Origin of the sequence: Accumulibacter sp., assembly GCF_032229525.1 — a bacterium.
Classification (GTDB): domain Bacteria; phylum Pseudomonadota; class Gammaproteobacteria; order Burkholderiales; family Rhodocyclaceae; genus Accumulibacter.
Genome location: NZ_JAVTWB010000030.1, coordinates 1 through 18,201 on the forward strand (window position 1 = coordinate 1; position 18,201 = coordinate 18,201).

13 protein-coding genes are annotated in these 18,201 nt (G+C 62.6%); all 13 read left to right on the forward strand.

Translation table 11 applies throughout. From position 1 onward, the window contains the following. Nucleotides 1-159 precede the first annotated feature (159 nt). Nucleotides 160-1,125, forward strand: a complete 966-nt coding sequence (locus tag RUW20_RS02200; protein WP_313950562.1) for an MBL fold metallo-hydrolase — start codon at nt 160-162, stop codon at nt 1,123-1,125. Nucleotides 1,126-1,171: 46 nt separating this feature from the next. Further along, complete coding sequence (locus RUW20_RS02205) at nt 1,172-2,845, forward strand: FAD-dependent oxidoreductase (RefSeq protein ID WP_313950563.1); 1,674 nt, start codon at nt 1,172-1,174, stop codon at nt 2,843-2,845. 14 nt (nt 2,846-2,859) lie between these two features. Beyond that, complete coding sequence (locus tag RUW20_RS02210; protein ID WP_313950564.1) at nt 2,860-3,087, forward strand: DUF2783 domain-containing protein; 228 nt, start codon at nt 2,860-2,862, stop codon at nt 3,085-3,087. An 82-nt stretch (nt 3,088-3,169) separates the two neighbouring features. Continuing rightward, nucleotides 3,170-5,239: an O-antigen ligase family protein gene (locus RUW20_RS02215; protein ID WP_313950565.1), complete on the forward strand. Its 2,070-nt coding sequence runs from the start codon at nt 3,170-3,172 to the stop codon at nt 5,237-5,239. A 296-nt stretch (nt 5,240-5,535) separates the two neighbouring features. Beyond that, nucleotides 5,536-6,918 (forward strand): TIGR03013 family XrtA/PEP-CTERM system glycosyltransferase, encoded by a 1,383-nt coding sequence (locus tag RUW20_RS02220; RefSeq protein WP_313950566.1) that lies wholly within the window; start codon nt 5,536-5,538, stop codon nt 6,916-6,918. A gap of 61 nt (nt 6,919-6,979) precedes the next feature. Beyond that, nucleotides 6,980-9,091: an XrtA/PEP-CTERM system histidine kinase PrsK gene (prsK, locus tag RUW20_RS02225; protein ID WP_313950567.1), complete on the forward strand. Its 2,112-nt coding sequence runs from the start codon at nt 6,980-6,982 to the stop codon at nt 9,089-9,091. Then, complete coding sequence (gene prsR / locus RUW20_RS02230) at nt 9,088-10,446, forward strand: PEP-CTERM-box response regulator transcription factor (protein ID WP_313950568.1); 1,359 nt, start codon at nt 9,088-9,090, stop codon at nt 10,444-10,446. The genes prsK and prsR overlap by 4 nt, the downstream gene beginning before the upstream one ends. 40 nt (nt 10,447-10,486) lie before the next feature. Continuing rightward, a complete protein-coding gene (prsT, locus tag RUW20_RS02235; RefSeq protein ID WP_313950569.1) occupies nt 10,487-13,273 on the forward strand; it encodes an XrtA/PEP-CTERM system TPR-repeat protein PrsT in 2,787 nt (928 codons plus the stop codon). A gap of 48 nt (nt 13,274-13,321) precedes the next feature. After that, nucleotides 13,322-14,602, forward strand: coding sequence for a nucleotide sugar dehydrogenase (locus tag RUW20_RS02240; protein ID WP_313950570.1), 1,281 nt, complete (start codon nt 13,322-13,324; stop codon nt 14,600-14,602). Continuing rightward, nucleotides 14,590-15,660, forward strand: coding sequence for an SDR family oxidoreductase (locus RUW20_RS02245; protein ID WP_313950571.1), 1,071 nt, complete (start codon nt 14,590-14,592; stop codon nt 15,658-15,660). Before RUW20_RS02240 ends, RUW20_RS02245 begins: the two co-directional genes overlap by 13 nt. Beyond that, complete coding sequence (locus tag RUW20_RS02250) at nt 15,660-16,595, forward strand: transglycosylase SLT domain-containing protein (protein WP_313950572.1); 936 nt, start codon at nt 15,660-15,662, stop codon at nt 16,593-16,595. Before RUW20_RS02245 ends, RUW20_RS02250 begins: the two co-directional genes overlap by 1 nt. Before the next feature lie 291 nt (nt 16,596-16,886). After that, nucleotides 16,887-17,576, forward strand: a complete 690-nt coding sequence (locus RUW20_RS02255) for a serine protease (RefSeq protein WP_313950573.1) — start codon at nt 16,887-16,889, stop codon at nt 17,574-17,576. A gap of 65 nt (nt 17,577-17,641) precedes the next feature. Beyond that, the coding region (locus RUW20_RS02260) for an ATP-dependent DNA helicase (protein ID WP_409559286.1) at nt 17,642-18,201 on the forward strand (560 nt) is incomplete at its 3' end.

Genomic DNA, 18,201 nt, shown 5'->3' on the forward strand with positions numbered 1-18,201 from the left:
TGACGTTGGTGGGCTTTGCGCTCGATTGACAGACGCTGGCGCGAAAGACAGAATCGATTTGACTGCGCTGAGGAAAGCCCTCCGCCGCGGCGGGATCCTCGCCGGGCTGAAAGGTCGCGGCAGGTGAAACTGACACTTTCGGCATTTTTGGAGCAGCGTATGAACAAGCAATTTGCATCGGTCGCCGATCTTGAAGAGAAGAAAACGACTTTCGTCCAGCTTTCCGAGCATTGCTGGGGTTACACCGCCGAAGGCGATCCGAATACCGGTGTGATCATAAGCGACGACAGCGTGCTGATCGTCGATACCCTGGCGACGCCGGTGATGGCTGGCCGCCTGATCGCCGAGATTCGTCGGCTGACCGACAAGCCGATCAAGTACGTCGTGCTGTCGCACTATCACGCGGTGCGCGTGCTCGGTGCCTCGGCCTACCGGGCGGAGGGCCTGCAGGAGATTATCGCCAGCCAGGGTACCTACGAGATGATCGCCGAGCGTGGTGCGCAGGACATGCAGTCGGAGTACGAGCGCTTTCCTCGCCTGTTCCAGGCTTTCGAGTCGATCCCCGGGTTGACCTGGCCGACGCTGGTGTTCAAGGAGGCGATGACGCTGTGGATGGGCGGGCTGGAAGTCCAGGTGATGCATCCCGGAGCTGGCCATACCCGTGGTGACACGGTGGTCTGGGTGCCGGCCGAGAAAGTGCTGTTTTCCGGCGATCTGGTCGAGTGCGACGCCGCGTGCTACACCGGCGACGCCCAACTTGAGGAGTGGCCGACGACGCTGGCGACGCTCCGCGCTTTCGCTGCTGAAAAGCTGTTGCCGGGGCGGGGCCCGGCGCTGACCAGCCCGGCCGAGGTGGCCAGAGGTCTCGATTACACCAGCGACTTCGTCACTACCCTGTTCGCCTGTGCCAGGCAGGCGGTAGCCGCCGGCATGAACCTCAAGCAGGCGATGGCCCACACCCGTCGGGCCATGGACCCGAAGTTCGCGCAGGTTTTCATCTACGAGCACTGCCTGCCCTTCGATGTCGTGCGGGCGATGGACGAGGCCAGCGGCATTCGCCATCCGCGTATCTGGACGGCGGCGCGCGACCAGGAAATGTGGCACGGCTTGCAGGCCGCCGACTGATCCCCCCGAGCAAAGAGCGAGTGAGCCGCGAGCGGGAGCGTGCGTCGTGCTGAGCGCGTACACCCACCCGAAATTCGACTATTCGCCGCCGCCCGAGCTGCAAGGCGGCCCGCTGCACCGGCACCCGGTGATCGTTGTCGGTGCCGGCCCGGTCGGTTTGGCAACAGCGATTGATCTGGCGCAACAGGGGACGCCGGTGCTCTTGCTTGACGATGACGACAGCGTTTCGGTCGGCTCGCGCGGCATCTGCTACGCCAAACGGACGCTCGAAGTGCTTGACCGCCTGGGCGTCGGCGATCGCTGTGTCGCCAAGGGCGTCAGCTGGAACGTCGGCCGCACCTTCCTGCGCGAGGCCGAGGTCTACAACTTCCAGCTCCTGTCCCAGCCCGACCACCAGCGTCCGGGAATGATCAACCTGCAACAGTACTATCTTGAGGAATTCCTCGTCGCACGCGTCGCGGAGCTTCCGGCCATCGACCTGCGCTGGAAGAACCGCGTCGTCGCGGTGCAGCAGAAGGATGATGGCGTCAGCTTGCGGGTCGAAACGCCGGATGGCGTCTACGCGCTCGAGTGTGACTGGCTGATTGTCGCCGACGGCGCGCGTAGCAGCATTCGCGGAATGCTGCATCTCGAGGTCGAGGGCAAGGTGTTCATGGACCGCTTTCTCATCACCGATGTGGTGATGAAGGCCGGTTTTCCCGCCGAGCGCTGGTTCTGGTTCGACCCGCCTTTCCATCCTGGGCAGTCGGTGTTGTTGCACCGCCAGGCCGACAACGTTTGGCGTATCGACTTCCAGCTCGGCTGGCAGGCCGATCCCGAAGAGGAGAAGAAGCCGGAGAAGGTCATCCCGCGGATCAGGGCGATGCTTGGCGAAGATCGGCCATTCGAACTCGAATGGGTCAGTGTTTACACCTTTCAATGCCGGCGCATGCACGATTTCCGGCATCGGCGGGTTCTGTTCGTCGGCGACGCGGCGCACCAGGTCAGCCCTTTCGGCGCGCGTGGGGCCAACTCGGGGATTCAGGACGCCGATAACCTGGTCTGGAAGCTCAAGCTGGTGGTCGACGGCAAGGCGCCCGACGCGCTGCTCGACAGCTACGCCGAGGAGCGCGAGTTTGCGGCCGACGAGAATTTGATGAATTCAACGCGATCGACCGACTTCATCACGCCCAAAAGCAAGGCGTCGTTGGACTTTCGCAACGCCGTTCTGACCCTGGCGCGCAAATACCCCTTCGCCCGCACGCTGGTCAACTCCGGTCGCCTGTCGGTGCCGACCTTGCTATCGGACTCCTCGCTGAATACGCCCGATAGCGACGCTTTCAGCGGCGAGATGTCTCCCGGTTCACCGATGGACGACGCGCCAGTCCGAGAGGCCGGCCGTGACGGCTGGCTGCTCGATCTGGTCGGCAACCGCTTCATGCTGCTCTGTTCGGTCGATGATCCGGCGGCGGTCGATGCGCAGACGCTGGCCGCACTCAGGGAGCTGGCCGATGGCCCGGTTCCGGTCGAGGCGGTACTGCTGGTGCGGAGTCAGGGTGAGCAGCAGCCGGCGGGCTGGCGGGTTGTCGAGGATTGCCGAGGCCGCTACGCGGAACGTTACGACGCCAGGCCGGGTACCGTGTACCTCTTCCGGCCAGACCAGCATGTCAGCGCGCGCTGGCGCAGCGTCGACGTCGAAGCGGTTCGTGTCGCGCTGGCGCGCGCCACCGGCAAGAACTGAAAGGACGCGCCCGTATGGGGACCCTGATTACCGAAGCGAATTTTGGCGAGCCGGGCAAGCGCTACTTGCGAGCCTTCTCCCCCGGCGACGACTTCTACGAAGCGCTGCTCGATGCACACCGCGAGCTTTCCGACGAGCAGAGTGCACGGCTCAACGCGCGGCTGATTCTTCTTCTGGCCAATCACATCGGTGATCTCGGTGTGTTGCGCGAAGCCCTGCGCATAGCCCGCGAAGAGGACTGACCACCACGGAGAACGCAACATCGCCGATAGTGGTAAGGGATGATGGTCGCTTCGTCGCCGGCGACGCTGGCGGAGGCTTGCGGTGAAGTGGCTGCACGCTGCGCTGGCGGCGCTCGCGGCGGTGCTGGGAGTCGTCCTGGCGCTGCATCATCCGCTGTCGCCGATGATGCTGGCCGGTACGCTCGTCGCCTGGTCGATCACCGTCTACCTGCGCCCCGATAGCTGGCTGTTCGTGCTCCCGGCGCTGCTGCCCGTCGCCGGGTTTTCACCGTGGACCGGTTGGATTGGCGTCGAGGAGTTCGACCTGTTGGTGCTCGGCGCGGTGGCGGGATGCTACGCACGCACGGCGTTCGCGTCTCCGTGGTGCCGTGGTCGAACGGTAGCCGTCGCCGAGCAGCCTGGCAAGCTGCCCGAACCGGCACACTTGACGCTGTCTTTGAGCGCGATGGGCACCCGGGACGACGGCTTCAGGAGGAGAGGAGGCTTTCGGCTGGCCGCTATCGGACTGGGTCTGCTGAGCCTGTCCTACGCGCTGGCATTGGCGCGGGGCTTGCTTGACGCCGGCGGCGTCGAGCTCGGCTGGTTCCAGGCCTACGCAGACCCCTTGAACAGCCTGCGTACCGGCAAGAGCTTTCTCTTCGCCATGCTGCTCTTGCCGTCGTTGCGTTGCTTGCTGCAGAACGCGCCAGCGCTGGCCGTTGCGCGCCTCGCCGGCGGCCTGGCGACGGGGCTCGGGCTGGTGTCGCTGGCCATCGTCTGTGAGCGCGCCGCGTATCCGGGATTGCTCGATTTGTCGACCCCCTATCGCACGACGGCGCTGTTCTGGGAGATGCACGTGGGTGGTGCGGCACTGGACGGCTTTCTCGCTCTGACCATTCCGTTTGTCGTCCATGCGGTGGCGCGCGCGCCGGGCCCGTTGCGCTGGCTACTCGCCGCCGCATTGGCCGTAATCGCCGGCTACGCATGTCTGACCAGCTTCTCGCGGGGTGTCTACCTCGGGGTGGGGGGGGCTCTGGTCGTCCTCGCCTACCTGATGTCGCGGCGGTGGCGTTGGCAACGGCGGTCGTCGCCTGCAGCCGACCCGTCGTTCCCCGCGCCCGGGCCACTGGAGGCTTGGCGCGTGTGGGGTAACCGCCTGCTGGTCCTCGCGCTGATTGTCGAGGTGGTCGCCGTGCTGGCATTGGGAGACTTCATGGGCCGGCGGCTGTCGGCCAGTGAACGGGACCTCGGCGGTCGTCTACAGCACTGGAGTGAGGGCTTGAGCCTGCTGCGCGGACCGTCGGAGTGGCTGCTTGGCAGAGGGCTGGGACGCTTCCCGGCCAACTACTCGCAAGCGGTGCCGGGGCGCGAGTTACCGGGCAGCTTGCGCGTCATCGACGACGAGGGCGAGGGGGATTACCTGCGCATCTTCGGCAGTCGGCGCGAGAAACACCTGCGCGGAGCGTTCGAGCTGTTGCAGCGGCTGCCGTCGATTGTCGAAGGGAGTTATCAGGTGAGCATGGACTGGCGCGCGTCGCAGCCGGCGGCGCTTGGCATCCGCGTCTGCCCGCAGCATCTCCTCTATGCTGTGCCTTGCGGACACACGGCGGTGGTGGTGCATCAAGGGGATCAACAGTGGCGCCGTTTCTCCCTGTCGCTGACTGCCCAGGAGGTGTATTCCAGCTCGTGGCGGTTGCCCGGGCTCGCCTTTCTCGCCTTGCGGCTCGATGGACCAGCGCATTTCATCGATGTCGACAACTTGAGCATCGTCGATGCGCAGGGGCGCGAACTGCTGCACAACGGGGACTTTTCCGACGGACTGGCGCATTGGTTCTTTGCTGGCCGTCATTACTTCGTGCCCTGGCATATCGATAATCTGTTTCTCGAAATGCTGATCGACCAGGGAGCGATCGGCTTGCTGTTGCTCGTCGTGCTGCTGGCCATGGCGTTTGCCAATCTGCTTGGCGGGCGTGGGCGCGCCCACGAACTGGCGCCTTATCTACTGGCGTCGTTGGCGGCTTGCCTGGTGGTTGGCGTGTTTTCCAGCCTGCTGGACATGCCGCGGTCTGCTTACCTGTTCTTCTTGCTGCTATGCTTAGCCCTGTTCCTGGATGCGAAACCTCACGAAGATGCTTCAGGAGCGCCGCTTTCTCCCCCCCCTCGAGTGCCCTGACAAGTGCGGCGTTCAATACAATAACGGCATGTCTAGGCCGGAAAAAAATAGAAATCAATGATTTATCAAATGCTTACAAGCTTTTCTTCAAGCGGTTCCGCGAATGTTGTCGCGCGCCGCCTTGTTCGCCTCAAAGGTATCGCCCCCTCCCTGTGCATTTGGTCACGGTCGTCATTTCTTCGCGCTGATAGCCTGCGTTTCGTGGGAACTGCTTAGCGCTCTTGTTTTCAAGTTCGCTCACAGAGATTCCGTTATCAACGAGAAGTTTTCAGGTTTGTGCCAGCAAGGGGCCCATCGTGATCAAGGTCTTCAATCATTGGTTTTATCGCACGACCGTTACACAGGTGCTCATCGACCTGATGTTCCCGGTGGTCTGTGTGATTCTCGTCGCGGTGTGGATTGGGCGCGGGGGCCAGTTCGTCCTCGAGAAGGTTGCTTTCTACGCGGTGATCTTCGCGCTGATGACGATCGTCTTCAACGCCTTGCTGGGTATCTATCAGCGGGTTCACAATCGCACCCAGGCGGAAACACGTGCGCGCGCCGTGTTGTCGCTCTACCTGGCGATTCCACTGGCCTATGTGGTTTTTTCCCTACTTGCCGTGGCCGAGGTCGATCGGGGTTTCCTCTTGTTGTCCGGCCTGTCAGCTCTCTTTGCCACCCTGGCCCATCGCGTTTATTCCGCCCACAGTCGCTCCGGTCCGCTGCGGGGTCACCGGGTACTGGTTTTTGGTGCCGGCGAGGAGGCGGAAAGCGTTGGCCGCGTTCTCCGCAGCTCGGATCCGCATATTCAGATCGTCGGTTTCTACCCCAGCCCCACTGATGCCGACATCGTCGTTCCGGCGCAGGTTGTGCTGTCGCGCGGCATGTCGCTCTCGGATACCGCACATTCGCTGAAGGTGAACGAAATCATCGTTGCCGTCCGCGAGCGTCGTGGCGGCGCGCTGCCCTTGCGCGAACTCCTGGACTGCAAGCTGTCGGGCGTCAAGGTGCTGGACCTGGCCAGCTATTTCGAACGCGCGCTCGGGCAAATCCGTATTGATTCGCTGCGCGTCAGCTGGTTGATCTTTGGCGACGGTTTTCGACAAAGCTGGGGGCGGGCGAGCGTCAAGCGCGTGTTCGATATCGTCGCTGCCGCGTTCCTGCTGCTGCTTTCCCTGCCGGTGATGCTGCTCACGGGCATTCTGATTGCTCTGGAGGACGGTTTTTCGATCTTCTATCGGCAAGAGCGGGTTGGGCTTGACGGCCGCCTGTTCAACGTCATCAAGTTTCGCAGCATGCGTCGGGACGCCGAAAGCGATGGCAAGCCGCGCTGGGCGACGGTCAACGATGATCGCGTGACACGTGTCGGGCGCATCATCCGCAAGCTGCGCATTGACGAGTTGCCGCAGCTGTACAGTGTGCTGACCGGCGATATGAGCCTGGTCGGGCCACGTCCGGAGCGGCCGTATTTTGTCGATCACTTGACCCGCGACATTCCGTTCTACGCCGTTCGCCACAGTGTCAAGCCAGGGGTGACCGGCTGGGCGCAGGTGAGTTATCACTACGGCTCAACGGTCGACGATTCGATCCAGAAACTTCAGTACGATTTGTACTACGTCAAGAACCACAGCCTGTTTCTCGATATCGTGATTCTTTTCCAGACCATCGGCGTTGTATTGACCGGCAAGGGTGCCCAGTGAGACTGTCAACGACAGATGCCAGCTGCGGGCAAGTGTGGATTCGGGAGGGCTGCAGACCGTGATGGACAGCAAGATGATAGTGGTTTCTACCTGGAGCTACGGTCTGGCCGGCGTGCTGGCCGCCTTGCTGGCTCTCTATCTGGCTTCTGGTTGGCGCGCCGGTGGTCGCAGCCGCGCGATGTTCCTGGCCGTTTTCCTGTGCGCACTCTGGGGCATGCTCGGGCTGGCCTTCGTACTTACCGGCCAGGGTGTATTCTTCGCCGCCAGTTTGCTGGCCGATGCGTTGCGCTTTGGCGGTTGGTACCTCTTCCTGCTCATCCTGATGAAGCCGGAAGCGTCTGAAGGCGGGCTTTCGAAAGAGCGTCTTGGCTGGTTGAGCGCTATTGCATTGCTGCTCGTTATCGTTGGTTTTGGCGCGCAGGGGATGGTTGTTTCCGGTGCCGATTTTCCGGTTTCTCCGCAGCGTGCGGCCTTGTTCGCGTCTCTGGCGATGAGCGTATTCGGTCTGGTGCTGATCGAACAACTGTTCCGCAACGTGTCGCCGGATTTTCGCTGGAGCATCAAGCCACTGTGTCTGGGGCTTGGCGGGACCTTCCTGTTCGATCTGTATCTCTTCTCGGACGCCTTGCTGTTCAATCGCGTCGACGCAGACGCGTTCAGTATCCGCGGTTTTGCGCACGCGGTGGGCTTGCCGTTGGTCGGTTTGTCGGCCATCCGCAGCCATGACTGGAAACGCCGGCTGGTAATGTCGCAGCGTGCCGCCGTGCAGTCCGCGACGCTGCTCATCGTCGGTGTGTATCTCCTGTTCATGGCTTCTGCCGGCTATTACGTTCGCTTGTTCGGCGGTGAGTGGGGGCGGGCCCTGCAACTCGCGCTGCTCTTTGCCGCCATGCTGGTGCTCGTCGCGTTGACTTTCTCGGGTTCGATGCGCGCCCGCGTGCGCGTGATGGTTGGCAAGCATTTCTTCAGTTATCGCTACGATTACCGCGAGGAGTGGCTGCGCTTTACGCAGACGCTTGCCGCACAGGATGGCTTCTCCGGGATGGGGCGTCATGTCGTGCGTGGCCTGGCGGACATGGTCGAAAGCCCGGGTGGTGCGCTGTGGCTGACGGATCCTTCCGGACGTTTCTTTGCCCAGGCAGCGTGCTGGAATATGCCCGTGTCGTCGGCGACAGAAGACCAGGGGAGCCCGCTGTGCACCTTCCTGCTGGACAGCGGCTGGGTGATTAACCTCGAAGAGTATCGCTCGCTACCGCGGCGCTATGATGGGCTGGCTCTCCCGCCGTGGCTGGTCGAGGTGCCGAATGCCTGGCTGGTGGTGCCGCTGACGACCGGCAACAACCTGATCGCCTTCGTTGTGCTGGCGACCGCGCGGGCGAGGATCGATGTGAACTGGGAGGTGAACGATCTCCTGAAAACAGCCGCCCGGCAAGCCGGAGCCTTTCTCGGTCAGATGCAGGCCAGTGAAGCGCTGCTCGAAAGCCGGAAGTTCGATTCCTTCAACCGCATGTCGGCCTTCGTCGTCCATGACCTGAAGAACATCGTTGCCCAGCTGTCGCTGATGCTGAAGAACGCCGAACGGCATCGGGATAATCCCGAGTTCCAGACCGACATGCTGATGACGGTCGAAAACTCGGTCGAGCGGATGCGACAGCTGATGCTGCAACTCCGCGAGGGAGCGACGCCACTTGACGGTCCGCGGGGTATCGATCTGGCCGATGTGGTACGGCGGATCCAGACCGCCAAGTCAGGCCAGGGCCGGGAAGTGGAGTTGACGATCGAGGAGAAGGTGGTCGCGCGCGGGCACGAAGACCGGATCGAGCGGGTGATCGGCCATCTCGTACAGAATGCCCTGGAGGCCACCGAGAAGGGGGGACGGGTGTGGCTCAGGCTTGCCCGGCAGGGGAACAATGCGCTGGTCGAGGTTGGCGATTCCGGACACGGGATGAGCCCCGAATTCGTCCGTGAGCGATTGTTCAAGCCCTTTCAGACGACCAAGCCGACGGGAATGGGAATTGGCGCCTACGAAAGCTTTCAGTACGTGCACGAGCTGGGTGGCAAGCTGTCCGTCGATAGCGCGGTCGATGTCGGGACAAAGGTAGAACTCTCGCTGCCATTGTCCGACACAGGCTCGGGAATCGACGCCGAAAATCTACCAAAGGAAGCGGAATGAGTTCCGAGAAGTTGCCCCATCTGCTGATCGTTGAGGATGATCGAGCACTTCAGAAACAAATCCGCTGGGCTTTCGACCAGTACGATACGCTGACCGCAGAGGATCGTGAGGGTGCGCTGGCGCAGGTCCGCCGCCACCAGCCACCGGTGGTGACGATGGATCTCGGCTTGCCGCCCGATGCCGATTCGGTCTCGGAAGGTTTCAAGTTGCTTGAAGAGATGCTGACGCTGGCGCCGGACACCAAGATCATTGTCCTCACCGGTCAGAATGATCGGGCCAACGCGCTGCGCGCGATTGCCCTTGGCGCCTACGACTTTTTCGCCAAGCCGTTCGAGATCGAGATGCTGGGCCTGACCATAGAGCGCGCTTACCGCCTCAACGAGCTGCAACAGGAGAACAAGCGACTGCAATCGATGCAGCAGCCGGACGTCCTGTCTGGCCTGCTGACTCGCGACCCCGAGTTGTTGCGCGTCTGCCGCACGATCGAACGCGTTGCCGTCACCGATGCGACGGTATTGCTGCTTGGTGAAAGCGGGACCGGCAAGGAACTTCTGGCGCGTGCGGTGCATGAGTCGTCGTCACGGAGGAATGAGCGATTTGTGGCCATCAACTGCGCGGCGATTCCGGAAAGTCTGCTGGAAAGCGAGCTCTTCGGTTACGAGAAAGGTGCATTTACCGGCGCTGCACGCACGACGCCGGGCAAGATCGAAAGCGCTCACAACGGCACCTTCATGCTCGACGAGATCGGCGACTTGCCGCATGCGTTGCAGGCCAAGTTGCTGCGGTTTCTACAGGAACGCGTCGTGGAACGAATTGGCGGGCGACAGGAGATCCCGGTCAACGTGCGGATCGTCTGTGCGACCCACCAGAATCTCAAATCGCTGATTTCGGAGGGGCGTTTCCGTGAGGATTTGTACTATCGACTGGCAGAAATTGTCGTCAACATCCCTCCACTGCGCGCGCGCTCGGGAGATTCCGCGCTGCTGGCACACGCGTTTGTCCGGCGCTTCGCGGCGGAACAGAATCGCGGCGCGATGACCATGCGCGAAGATGCCGTCCGGGCGATCGAAATGCACCCGTGGCCTGGCAACGTGCGCGAGCTTGAGAACTGCATCAAACGGGCGGTGATCATGGCCGATAGCAATCAACTGACCGCTGATGACATCGGTTTGGCCGGCGCCGGGCTACAGGATGACGCGCCGTTGGACCTGCGTCATGCCCGTGATGACGCGGAAAGGCGCGTCATCATTACCGCCCTGGCGCGCGCCGACGGAAACGTGGTTCGAGCCGCTGAATTGATTGGCGTCAGCCGCCCGACGCTGTACGATCTGATGCATCGATTTGGACTGAAGTAGCTTTTTCTCGGACAATTTTTGCCACTTCTTGGGGATACTGATGATTACTCGTAACTCAATGCGCCGGCTGCGCAAGGCCACCATCTCGGGTTTGCTGGCCACCCTGCTCCTGGTGGGCTGTGGCGGGGAGAGCCCGGAAGCCATGCTGGTATCGGCCAAGGAATACCTGGCCAAGCGCGACCACAAGGCAGCCACCATCCAGTTGAAGAACGTTTTACAGCAGAAACCCGATCTTGGCGAAGCGCGCTTTTTGCTCGGTCGCGCTCTGCTGGACGCCGGCGATGCGACGGGCGCCGAAGTCGAGCTGCGCAAGGCGCAGAGCTTGAACTTCGCGGCCGATCAGGTAACCCCGCTGCTGGCGCAAACCATGCTGGCGCTCGGTCAGATCCAGAAAGTGACCGACGACCTGGCCAAAGCCGAGCTGACCGCGCCGGCGGCGATCGCCGATCTGCAGTCGTCAGTGGGTCTGGCCTACATGATGCAGGGCAAGCGGGATCTGGCTGAGGCGGCTTTTGCGAAGGCTTTGGTGGCCGTACCCGGCTATCCCGTGGCGTTGATGGGTCAGGCGCGGGTCAAGGCAAGCCAGAACGATCTGCCCGGGGCGGTGGCGTTGCTCGATTCAGCCTTGGCAACGTCGCCAACGCTCTACGAGGCCTGGCAGCTCAAGGGTGACCTGATGTCTGCCCAAGGTGATGCTGCGGGAGCGATGCTCGCCTATCGGAAGGCGCTGGAACTACAGCCGGCCCATCTTCCCGCCCACGCAGCGGTCCTCAGGCTCCTGCTCGCAGAGGGCAAGATCGATGAGGCAACCAAGCAGGTCGACGCGATGAAGAAGATCGCTCCCGGTCATCCGCAGACCAATTACTTCCGTGCCTTGCTTGCCTATCAGCAGAAAGATTTCGCGGCGGCGAAGGAGGCCAGCCTCGAGGTACTCAAGGTTGCACCGGAGTACCCCCTCGGACTGCAACTGGCCGGACTGATCGAGTACGAGCTGAAGGCCTACCCGCAGGCCGAAGCCTACCTGCTCAAGGCGCTTCCCAAGACGCCTCCGCTTGGCCTCACCCGACGCGCTCTGATCGCCAGTTATCTGCGTACCGGTCAGCCGGGCAAGGCGCTAAGCATTCTGGAACCGGTGCTCGACCAGATCGACAAGGATTCAAACATGTTGGCGTTGGCCGGCCAGGTCTTCCTGCAGAATGGAGATATCGAGAAGGGCGGTACCTATTTCGCGAAGTCGGCAGCCCTCGACCCCAAGAACACCGGAAAGCGGACGTCGCTGGCGTTGGTGAATCTTGCCAAGGGTGATACCGATATGGCCTTTCACGATCTGCAGGAGGTTGCCGCAACTGATACCGGTAACCGGGCGGACCTCGCTCTGATCGCTGCGTACCTTCAGCGTCGGGAGTTCGATCAGGCGCTGAAGGCGGTCGCCGTAATGGAGAAGAAGCAACCGGACAACCCCCTGACGCACAACCTGCGTGGTACAGCGCTGCTCGGCAAGCGGGATGTCGCCGGCGCCCGGAAGAGTTTTGAGAAGGCCGTCGCCTTGAATCCGGCCTACTACCCGGCGGCGGCCAATCTGGCCAATCTCGACCTGGTCGACAAAAATCCGGAACAGGCCAGGAAACGCTTCGAGGCAGTTCTGGCCAAGGACCCGAAAAACGTGCAGGCACTTCTGGCGCTAGCCCAGTTGCGTGCCAAGGCTGGCGGCACGACGGAAGAGGTTGTCAGCCTGATCAACGCGGCGATGACTGCAGATCCCACCGCCCCAGCGCCACGTCTGGCGCTGATCGGGTTGTATCTGGGCAAGAACGAGCCCAAGAGCGCTCTGTCGGCTGCCCAGAATGCCATCGCCGTGCTGCCCGATCATCCGGCCATCCTCGATGCTGCCGGGCGTGCCCAGCAGGTTGCCGGGGAGTTGAACCAGGCGCTGGCCACCTACGGCAAGCTGGCCGCCCTCAAGCCCGACCTTCCCCTGCCGTATCTGCGCATGGCCGAGATCGAGGTGGCGGCGAAGAACAAGGAAGGCGCGCTACAGAACCTGCAGAAGGCGCTCAAGGTCAAGGCCGACTCGCTGGAGGCGCAGCGCGGGATCATCATGCTGGAACTGGACGCCGGTCGACCGCAGGAGGCGGTTGCCATGGCTCGGGCGGTGCAGAAGCAGAGACCGAAGGAGAGCATTGGCTACATTTTCGAGGGCGACGCTTACGCGGCAACGAAGGCGTGGGCTGATGCCGCAACTGCTTTCCGCAATGGCCTCAAGGCGGTTCCCGGGACGAGCGAACTGGCGGTCAGGCTGAATGTCGTTCTGGTTTCGGCTGGCAGCACGGCCGAGGCAGACAAGTTCGCCGAGACCTGGCTCAAGGATCACCCCAAGGATGCCCGCTTCCGCCTCTATGTGGCCGAGGTGGCTACCGCGCGCAAGGACTATGCCGCCGCGGCCAAGCACTATCGCATTCTGATCGATGCTCAACCGGACAACGCGGCGGTGCTCAACAATCTGGCGTGGGTTGCGGGACAACTCAAGGATCCAAAGGCCATCGAGTATGCGGAGAAGGCGAACAAACTGGCACCGGATCAGCCTGCGGTGATGGACACGCTCGGTGTCATGCTGGTTGACAAGGGCAACACGGCACGTGGGCTGGAGCTGCTCAAGAAGGCTCTGGGCCTGACACCGCAGGCATCGCAGATTCGCCTCAATTATGCCAAGGCGCTGATCAAGGCGGGACAGAAGAGCGAAGCCAGGGCCGAACTGGATCAACTCGCCAAGCTTGGCGACAAGTTCCCGGCGCAGGCGGAAGTCGCGGCGCTGCTCAAAGGGCTGTAGATGCAGCTCGGGTTGACCACCAAATCGCATAGAGAGGACGGAAAGTAAATGACTATTGTGGCTGTAGTGGGTTTGGGTTACGTTGGCCTGCCCCTCGCTGTCGAGTTTGGCAAGAAGCGTCGGACCATCGGTTACGATTTGTCGGCGAGCAAGATTGCGCATTATCGGCAGCACGTCGACCCAACGGGCGAAGTGAGCAGCGCCGATCTCCAGGCCGCTGTTCATCTCGAGGTGGGCACCGACCCGGCGGCCCTGGCAGAGGCCGATTTCCTGATCGTGGCCGTCCCGACGCCTGTCGATCAGGCGCACCAGCCGGATTTCGGACCGCTGATCGGTTCCTCGGAAGCGGTCGGCAAGCATCTCAAGCGGGGCGCGACGGTGGTATTCGAGTCGACGGTCTACCCGGGTGCCACCGAGGAGATCTGCATTCCGATCATCGAGAAACACTCGGGAATGAAATGGAAGCGGGACTTTTTTGTCGGCTATTCGCCCGAACGGATCAATCCCGGCGACAAGGAGCGGACGCTGACCAAGATCGTCAAGGTGGTTTCCGGTGACACGCCGGAAACCCTCGAGCGGGTGAGCCAGGTCTATGCCGAGGTAATCACGGCCGGTGTCTATCCGGCGTCGAGCATCAAGGTGGCCGAGGCCGCGAAAGTCATCGAGAACACCCAGCGCGATCTCAATATTGCCTTGATGAACGAGCTGGCAATCATTTTCAACCGCATCGGTATTGACACGCTCGAGGTGCTGGAGGCGGCCGGCAGCAAGTGGAACTTCCTGCCGTTTCGTCCTGGCCTGGTAGGTGGCCATTGCATCGGCGTCGACCCGTACTACCTGACGCACAAGGCCGAGATGCTGGGGTATCACCCGCAGGTGATCAACGCCGGACGCCGAATCAATGACGGCATGGGCAAGTTCATCGCCGAGCAGACGGTCAAGCACATGATTCGCAATGGCTGGCAGGTCAAGGGTGCGCCGATCATTGTGCTCGGCTTGACCTTCAAGGAAGATTGCCCGGACTTGCGTAACTCTCATGTCATCGACGTAATTCGTGAGCTCGAGTCGTATGGCGCGCAGGTGCTGGTCCATGAGCCGGTTGCCGATGCCGACGAGGCGCGCCACGAGTACGGTGTCGAACTGACGGCGTGGGAACAGCTGCCACCGGCAGCGGCAATCGTTGCCGCCGTTGCGCACCGCCAGTTCAAGGAGCGGCCGCTGGCTGATCTGGCCGGCAAGCTGCAGAAGGGGGGAGTCCTTGCCGACGTCAAGAGCATGTTCAATGCGGCTCAGCTGGCTGCGCAAGGGGTAACCGTGTGGCGACTCTGAGGTCCGATACCGGGACTCCGTTTGCGGCACTGGGCCAGCGCTTGCGGGCCGAGCCGGCGCGCTGGCTGGTAACCGGAAGCGCTGGCTTCATCGGCTCGCACCTGGTCGAGGCTCTGCTCGGGCTCGGTCAGCAGGTGATTGGCCTGGACAACCTGTCGACCGGGCATCGTCGGAATGTCGACGAGGTGCGATCGCTGGTGACCGGCGAGCAGTGGCTGCGCCATCGTTTCATCGAGGCCGATATTCGGGATCTCGACGCCTGCCGCGATGCTTGCCGTGATGTCGATTTCGTCTTGCATCAGGCGGCGCTGGGTTCGGTGCCGCGCTCGCTGGCCGACCCGGTAGCGACCAACGCCGCCAACGTGGATGGCTTTCTCAACATGCTGGTGGCGGCCCGCGATGCTGGCGTCAAGCGCTTCGTCTATGCCGCATCGAGTTCGACCTATGGCGATCACCAGGCGCTGCCCAAGGTCGAAGACCGTATCGGGCGACCACTGTCGCCGTATGCGGTGACCAAACTGGTCAATGAGCTCTACGCCGAGGTGTTCGCCCGCTGTTACGACTTTCCGTCAATCGGCCTGCGCTATTTCAATGTCTTCGGTGCCCGGCAGGATCCGGAGGGCGCCTACGCTGCGGTGATTCCCCGCTGGACGCGGGCGATGTTGCTCGGTGACCTGGTGACGATCAACGGTGATGGTGAAACCAGCCGCGATTTCTGTTTCGTGGACAATGCGGTACAGGCCAATCTTCTGGCCGCCACGACGGCTGATCCGGCCGCCATCAATCAGGTCTACAACGTCGCGGTGGATGACCGGACGTCACTCAACCGGCTGTTCGAGATCCTGCGCGACGCACTGTCGGAAATTCGTCCTCAGGTCCGCCAGATGCAAGCGGTGCACGGCGAGTTTCGCCCGGGCGACGTGCGACATTCGCAGGCCGACATCCGCAAAGCCCGGCGTTTGCTCGGCTATCTGCCCGGCTACGGACTCGAAGCCGGCGTGCTCGCGGCCATGCCGTGGTATGTCTCCCGATTTACTGTGGCCGAGAAGGTGTGCTGATGAACGCCGCCTGCTTTCGCTGTCCGTTGCTCGTACGCCGTGGCGCGCTGGTGCTTTGCGGATTGCTGAGTCTCGCGGCGCCGGTCTTTGGCGCCGTTGCCGGTGGAGAGAAGCCCCTTGATGTGGACGCTGAACGTCTGCTGGCGATCCGCCGAGAGGCGCTGATCCATGAGCACGGCGAAGGCGTGCCCAAGGATCCGGTGCGGGCAGCGAAGCTTTATTGTGACGGCGCCCGGCTCGGCGATCCGGAGGCGCAGTTCAACCTCGGCTGGATGTATGCCAATGGACGCGGCGTCGAGCGTGATGATTCGCGAGCGGCGTACTTTTTCAAGTTGGCGGCGAAGCAGGGGCACGCTCAATCGCAAAAGATGCAACGCTTTGTTGGTGAGCCGGGAGCGGAGGTGCCCGAGTGCATGCGTCCGGCCGTTCTCGCTGTCCTGGCCGACGATGGCCGTGACATCCTGACGCCCAGCACCGAGGCTCAGAAGATGGTTTTCGGACTGGTTCACCAGCTGGCCCCCGAATATGGTGTCAGTCCGCGCCTGGCCCTGGCGGTGATCCGGGCCGAATCCAACTTCAATCCACAGGCACTGTCAAACAAGAACGCGCAGGGCCTGATGCAACTGATTCCCGATACCTCTGCACGCTTCAACGTCACCAAGCCCTTTGACCCGGAGCAGAACGTGCGCGGTGGTCTCGCCTACTTGCGCTGGTTGCTGGCCTACTTCGAAGGCAATGTCAGTCTGGTAGCGGCTGCCTATAACGCGGGTGAAGGCGCGGTTAACCGTTACCGTGGTGTGCCCCCCTACGCCGAGACGCGCGGCTACGTGAAGCGGATCATCAGCCTGTTCAAGCGCGAGGACCATCCGTACGACGCCAGCATCACCACGCCCTCTCCGGAGTTGCCGCGCATTCGCTTGGCCGGCGGCGCCTAGCGGCCTGCAAGCAGTTACCCAGGCCACCACCAGCGTGCGCTGGAACGGCTTCTTCCCGGGGGCCGCGCGTCGCGCGTCTGCCGGCCAGCTCACCATCGTCAAGGGAATAGAATGAGCTTCTGGTCTTCGCTTTTCCACGCCGTGACCGGTCCGGTGGGCGGGCTTCCTGGCCACCACCGGGGGCAGCTGCGCGTCGCGTGGACCGCGGGCGCAGTGGGGCACCTCCGTGCCGCCGCGTTGTCTGCCGGGTGCCTGCTGTGCAGCGCACCGGCCTGCGCGGATTTGCCCGACGTGATCGCGCAGGTCAAGCCTTCGGTCGTCGTCGTCGGCACCTATCAGTTGACCCGCAGCCCGAAATTCATCATGCGTGGTACCGGTTTCGTCGTTGGCGACGGGCGTCACGTTGCCACCAATGCGCATGTAATTCCCGACAAGGTCAACGAGGCAGCAGGAGAACGCCTGGTGGTCCTGGCGCGTCCGGCTGGTTCCGCGATGCAGCAACGCGAGGCCAGGTCCGTTGCCGTCGATGCCTTGCACGATCTTGCCCTCTTGCGGGTCGACGGCCAGGCATTGCCCACCCTGACCCTGCACGATACCGGCCTGGTGCGCGAGGGCCAGTCGGTCGCGTTCACCGGTTTCCCGATCGGTACTGTCCTCGGCCTGTCGCCGGTGACGCACCGTGGCATCATCTCGTCGGTGACGCCAATTGTCCTGCCCGGCTCGAACGCCCGTGAGCTCAACGCCAAGGTCATCCAGCGCCTGAAGAGTGGCAGTTTCGATATCTACCAACTCGATGCGACGGCCTATCCCGGCAACAGCGGCGGTCCCCTGTACGAGGTCAGCCGTGGCGAGGTGGTCGGGATCATCAACATGGTCTTCGTCAAGGAGAGCAAGGAATCGACCCTCAGCAAACCCTCGGGCATCAGCTTCGCCATTCCCGCCCATTTCCTGCGCGACTTGATGCGGGAGGCGAACCAATAGTCGGCCCGGGCAGCACTGCCCGGGCCGGCTTCTGGTAGCATTCGCGCTCTCCCGACCACCCGCGGATGACCACCTTGCTTTCCGAAGTCTTCTCCGCCGATGGGCCGCTGGCCACCGGTGTTCCCGGCTATCGCCTGCGCACCCAGCAGCTCGAACTTGCCGAGCGCATCGCCGCCGCGATGGCCGGCAATCGAGTCCTGGTCGCCGAAGCCGGAACCGGAACCGGCAAGACCTATGCCTATCTGGTGCCGGCGCTGCTGTCGGGTGGCAAGGTGATCATTTCGACCGGCACCAGGAATCTGCAGGATCAGCTCTTCTCGCGCGACATTCCGACCATCCGCCAGGCGCTCAAGGCGCCGGTCAAGGTGGCACTACTCAAGGGGCGCGCCAACTACCTCTGTCACTATCACCTCGAACGTTCGCTGGCGGACGGCCGTTTTCTGTCGCGCGATGATTCGGCCTACGCGCAGCGCATCGCGCGCTTTGCCAAACAGACCCGCAGCGGTGATAAGGCGGACTGCGCCGATGTGCCGGAGAACGCCACGGTGTGGGGAATGGTGACCTCGACCCGTGACAACTGTCTTGGCCAGGATTGTCCGAAACACAAGGAGTGTTTCGTCCTGGC